We start from the raw sequence: 5,031 nt of genomic DNA, 5'->3' as shown, positions 1-5,031 counted from the left end.
AGGACTCCGCCCTTTCACGGCGGCAACAGGGGTTCGAACCCCCTAGGGGACGCCATTTTTACCTGAGACTGCTGCCTCGCTCAGGAGTTTGACCCGGACAGCCTGTCCGGCGAAGTGGCATCAGGCACAATCGCTCAGAATGCCTCAATCAGCACCTCCCGCTGACATCAGTACTCGTCATCACTTCCCTGCTTCTGGTTTCTTGCCTGCCGCAACACCTTTTGCCTTGCGGTGCTTGATATCCCAAAGTACAAAACCACCAAAGCCGGCCATAAATACCACCATCAGCAACACAGTTCCAATACCCGCAATCACTGTTGCATCTGTGTACATAATCAAGTCTCCCTATCCACCCGCTATGCTCCCCTGCCGCCATCTGCACAGGAGAAGTCTATAACTTCAGGCTACGCCTCTGCTGAAACCCCGATATTGACGTACATCAACAGCTCCGACGGTGTATTGCCCGGATCTCAGGCGCTGCGATTTCCGGGCCCCGGGGGACAATCTGCGGGTCAGGGCCGGAGTTTTCGGGACCGTCGACGATCCGCAGGCGCATGAATCACAACTTGCTGCTATAGTTGGGAAATACGGATTTCATGAGCGGCTGTGCAGGCGCAGGCCCCCGAATGTCAAAGGCAAAAAATCGAAAGCCGGCATCCGGCCCACAAGCAGACATTCGTTCCGGCATTATTGGATAGACCAGACACGGCATGCAGAGACTCGCAACACGCATAAAGCAGTTCCGTCAGGGGTCACCGCTCTCGTTTCGGTTACTTGCCTATATTCTTCTGTTCAGCTCCATTTTTACTCTGGTGGCGTCCGCGATCCAGGTATACAGCGACTATCGCAAGGACGTTTCGGCGATTGATGATCGTTTGTCCGTCATCCGGACCAGCTATGCCAGCAGCCTTTCCCGCAGTCTCTGGGCCCTGGACCAGAATCTGCTTCAGACCCAGATGGAAGGCATACTGTCGTTGCCGGATATCGTGTACCTGCGACTACGCATCTATCCCGATTCTGAAATAGTGCTTGGCAAACGGCCTGCCAGGGAGCAAACCACAAAAACCCGTACGTACGAACTCAGCCACTCGGGACCGGGAGGTGCAAAACTGGGGCAACTGGAGGTAACAGCCTCTCTTGAGCGGGTCTACCAGGATCTTCGCCGCAAGATTGGCGTCATTCTCACCACCCAGTTTTTCAAGGTCTTCTTTATTTCAGTGCTCATTGTCTGGATTTTTCGCCAGCTGGTGACCCGACATCTCAGCACCATGTCCAATTATGCCCGTGAATTTTCAGTCTCCAGTCTGGACCGCCCCCTGGTGCTCGATCGCCCCGATACGCAGCGACATCGCAAGGATGAACTGGGCCAGGTCACCGAAGCCTTCAATCAGATGCGGGTGCGGCTGAATGCAGACTTCGCCCGCCAGTCACGGGATGAAGCGGAAATCCGCAAGCTGTCGAAAGCCGTGGAACAAAGCCCCTCATCGGTCATGATCTGTGACCGCCAGTGGCACATTGAATTCGTCAATCAGAAGTTCACCCAGCTCACTGGCTTCCGGGCCGAAGAGGTACTTGGCAATCAACCGGGGGCAATGCTGGAAAACAGCCCCAATAATCGCGAAGGCCAGCAGCTTTGGCAAACCATCCGTCTGCAGGTACAGCGGGTCGGTGTCTGGCAGGGGGAAATCAACAGCATGCGCCGTAACGGGGAGCATTTCTGGGAACAGGTGGTGGTGACGCCCATCAAGGGCCCCGACGGCAAGGTCGAGAATTATCTGGTGGTCGGTGAAGATATCAGTATCCGCAAACGCTATGAACAACAGCTGCTGCGGCAGGCCAATTACGACATTCTCACCGGCCTGCCCAACCGGATGCTTGCCCTGGACCGCCTGAAACTGGCCCTGGCTCAGGCACGGCGTGAAGCCAGCATGGTCGGCGTGATGTTTCTCGATCTCGACAATTTCAAGCACATCAATGACACCATGGGCCACGATGCCGGCGACAGTCTGCTGATGGAAGCAGCCCGCCGGGTTTCCGGCTGCCTGCGGGGCACCAGCACCGTCGCCCGCCTTGGTGGCGACGAATTCCTGGTGGTGCTCCCCGGTCTCAAAAGCCCGGATGCAACCGAGCCGGTGGCCGACCGGATCCTGCTGGCGTTCAGCAAACCATTCATGCTGGACGGGCAGGAAGTGTTTGTCACTACCAGTATCGGCATCGCCATTTACCCCACGGATTCTGATAATTCCGGCACCCTGCTGCAGCACGCGGATGCGGCCATGTATGAAGCCAAACACAAGGGTAAAAGCTCCTGGGAGCGCTTCGCGCCGGAAATGAAGGAAGTGTCCCACGAGCGTCTGCAGATGGAATCCCGGATGCGGCGGGCACTGGAACTCAACGAATTCGAGCTCTGGTATCAGCCCATCATTGAAACCGCAACCGGAGCAGTCACCGGGGCTGAAGCCTTGCTGCGCTGGAACAGCCCCACCATGGGTATGGTGATGCCCGACCGCTTCATCCCCCTGGCGGAGGAGACCGGTCTGATTATTCCCATCGGCAAATGGGTATTGGATCAGGCCTGCGAGGCCAGTATGCGCTGGCTTGAGGCCACCGGCCGTACCCTGACCATAGCCGTCAACGTGTCGCCACGGCAGTTCCGGGATCCGGAGTTTGTGCAGGCCACCATGAACACCATCAGCCGTACCGGTATCGACGCCACACGGGTAGAGCTGGAGATTACCGAGCGGCTGATTCTGGATAACAGTATTGAAACGGCAGCAATTCTGAGGGAGCTGGACGAAGCCGGGGTGCGCCTGTCAGTGGACGATTTTGGTACCGGATTTTCGGCACTCAGTTACCTCAAAAGTTATCCTTTTGATACCCTGAAGATCGACAAGTCCTTTATCGGGGACGTGCTGACCGAAAAAGATGACGCAGCGCTGGTGCGGGCAATCCTTACCATGGCCCACAGCCTTGAGCTGAAGGTGGTTGCAGAAGGCGTGGAGAACGAAGCCCAGATCCGCTTTCTCCAGGATCATCAGTGCGATTTTTCGCAGGGTTACTACTTTGGCCGACCCATGCCGGAGGAAAGCTTCCTGGGCTGGCTCAAGGAACATCTTCGCGATTTCCCCCCACAGCAATAGCATCCACCCCGACCCGTCTTCAGCTGAATGAATGAAGGTGCCCGCGCCGCCACTGCCGCCGCCGGCCCCGACCCAACTGACAGGAAAACCTCGCTATGACGCAACAGATTCTGGTCGTTAACTGCGGCAGTTCATCGGTCAAGATGGCCGTGTTCGCACCCGATCTGACCGTTACCGCCAGTCTGCTGGCTGAACGCCTGGGACAGCCCGATTCGCGATTGAAGACCGAAGCCGGAGATCAGGTGCCGCTGCCGGCCCATGCTGACCACCAGCAGGCCCTGACCGGTATGATTGAGTGGCTCGAGACCAACCGGCAACTGACCGCGCCACCTGCAGCTATTGGCCATCGCGTTGTTCACGGTGGCGAATCCTTTTCTGACGCCGCCCTGATCGACGATGCAGTACTGGATGCGATCCGCAATTGCGCTGCCCTGGCACCACTGCACAACCCGGTAAACCTGCAGGGTATCGAGGCCACCCGCGCACTGTATCCGGATGTCCCCCAGGTGGCTGTCTTTGATACCGCGTTCCACCAGACCCTGCCCCGGCATGCCTACCTTTACGCCCTGCCTCGCCATCTCTACAACGAATTTGGCGTTCGTCGTTACGGCTTTCACGGCACCAGCCACAGCTACATGCTGGAAGAAAGCGCCAGACGCCTGGGCAAGCAAGTGAACCGGACATCCATCATTTCCGCCCATTTGGGCAATGGCTGCAGTATCACCGCCATCAGTAACGGCAAAAGCGTGGATACCAGCATGGGTCTCACACCGCTCGAGGGCCTGGTGATGGGCACCCGCAGTGGTGACGTAGACCCCGGGCTGTTCGACTTCCTCGCCCACAAGGGCATCAGCCCTGCCGCGACGCACCAGTTGCTGAATCAGGACAGCGGCCTCAAAGGATTATCTAATGGTATTAGTGACATGCGATCCATTGTAGATGCAGTTTCTGAAGGCAACACCGATGCCGAAGATGCCCTGTCGGTGTTCTGCTTCCGACTGGCGCGGTATATCTGTGCCATGATGGCCTCACTGGACCACCTCGATGCCCTGGTGTTCACCGGTGGAATCGGGGAAAACGCCACCGAAGTTCGTACCCGCACCCTCGCCCACCTGGCACTGGCAGGCTTCGAGATTGAGACAAAAGACAATCGCAACCATGGCCAACACCGCAATGGTCGTATCGAAGCACCCAGCAGTCGTTTTCCGGTGTTCGTCATCGCCACCCGGGAAGAAGCGGTCATCGCCCGAGCCGCTGCGCAGATTGCCAATTGTGAACACACGGAGACTCACTGATGCCCAAGAGCCTGTTTATTGCCCCGACCGAAATCGACAGTGGTCTCACCTCCATCTGTCTTGGCCTGTTACGCGCCCTGGATCGTGTCGGGGTGCGAGTGGGTTTCTACAAACCGGTCAGCCAACCTGGCCGCTCCGGTAACCGGACAACCCCCGGCGAAGATTTTTCCGTGTCTTTCGTCAGGGCCCGCTCGGACCTGAATCCACCGGAGCCGATGCCACTCAGGGAAGCCCAGAATCTGCTGAATCGCGAGAAAACCGCCGAATTCATGCAAAGCATCGTGGGCCAGTTCCAGGCGGTCGCAAAAGATGTGGACGTGGTCATCGTTGAAGGCCTGGTACCGGACCGGAGTGAGGCCTACACCGCCCGGCTGAACGTGGAAATGGCCCGCAACCTTGGCGCCGACGTCATCCTCGTGTGCGCTCCCGGTCAAAGAACCGCCAAAGAACTGGATGAGTGGCTCGACTTTTCGGCACGGCTGTTTGCAGCGCCGGAAGATCCGGATGTTATCGGTGTCGTGCTCAACAAGGTGGGTGAGCCAGAGCGGTCCGGGTTCCTGCCGGCCAATAACGAGCCCACCGCAGATCAGGTTCCG

At 57.9% G+C, this 5,031-nt stretch carries 4 protein-coding genes; 3 read left to right on the top strand and 1 reads right to left on the bottom strand.

The annotated features are described in order from the left end of the window. Window positions 1–180: 180 nt before the first annotated feature. Window positions 181–333 (bottom strand): cytochrome c oxidase subunit CcoM, encoded by a 153-nt coding sequence (ccoM, locus tag AAC035_RS18475; protein ID WP_339806573.1) that lies wholly within the window; start codon window positions 331–333, stop codon window positions 181–183. 377 nt (window positions 334–710) lie between these two features. Here ccoM and AAC035_RS18470 point away from each other — a divergent pair, with 377 nt between their 5' ends. The 3 genes from AAC035_RS18470 to AAC035_RS18460 all read left to right on the top strand — a co-directional run. After that, the gene (locus tag AAC035_RS18470; RefSeq protein WP_339806572.1) at window positions 711–3,140 is read left to right on the top strand and encodes an EAL domain-containing protein; all 2,430 of its coding nucleotides are present in this window, start codon (window positions 711–713) and stop codon (window positions 3,138–3,140) included. 95 nt (window positions 3,141–3,235) lie between these two features. Then, complete coding sequence (locus AAC035_RS18465; RefSeq protein ID WP_339806570.1) at window positions 3,236–4,435, top strand: acetate kinase; 1,200 nt, start codon at window positions 3,236–3,238, stop codon at window positions 4,433–4,435. Continuing rightward, window positions 4,435–5,031, top strand: a 597-nt coding sequence (locus tag AAC035_RS18460; RefSeq protein ID WP_339806569.1) for an AAA family ATPase, incomplete at its 3' end; no start/stop codon positions are given. The genes AAC035_RS18465 and AAC035_RS18460, both read left to right, overlap by 1 nt.

The organism is uncultured Marinobacter sp. (genome assembly GCF_963974375.1).
Classification (GTDB): Bacteria; Pseudomonadota; Gammaproteobacteria; order Pseudomonadales; family Oleiphilaceae; genus Marinobacter.
The sequence above is the reverse complement of the archived record's forward strand: the minus strand, read 5'-3'. Positions and strand labels throughout refer to the sequence as shown.

What these genes read in the sequence shown, in the direction of transcription:
- ccoM (WP_339806573.1), bottom strand. Translation starts at nt 333, where the DNA reads ATGTACACAGATGCAACAGTGATTGCGGGTATTGGAACTGTGTTGCTG.
- AAC035_RS18470 (WP_339806572.1), top strand. Translation starts at nt 711, where the DNA reads ATGCAGAGACTCGCAACACGCATAAAGCAGTTCCGTCAGGGGTCACCG.
- AAC035_RS18465 (WP_339806570.1), top strand. Translation starts at nt 3,236, where the DNA reads ATGACGCAACAGATTCTGGTCGTTAACTGCGGCAGTTCATCGGTCAAG.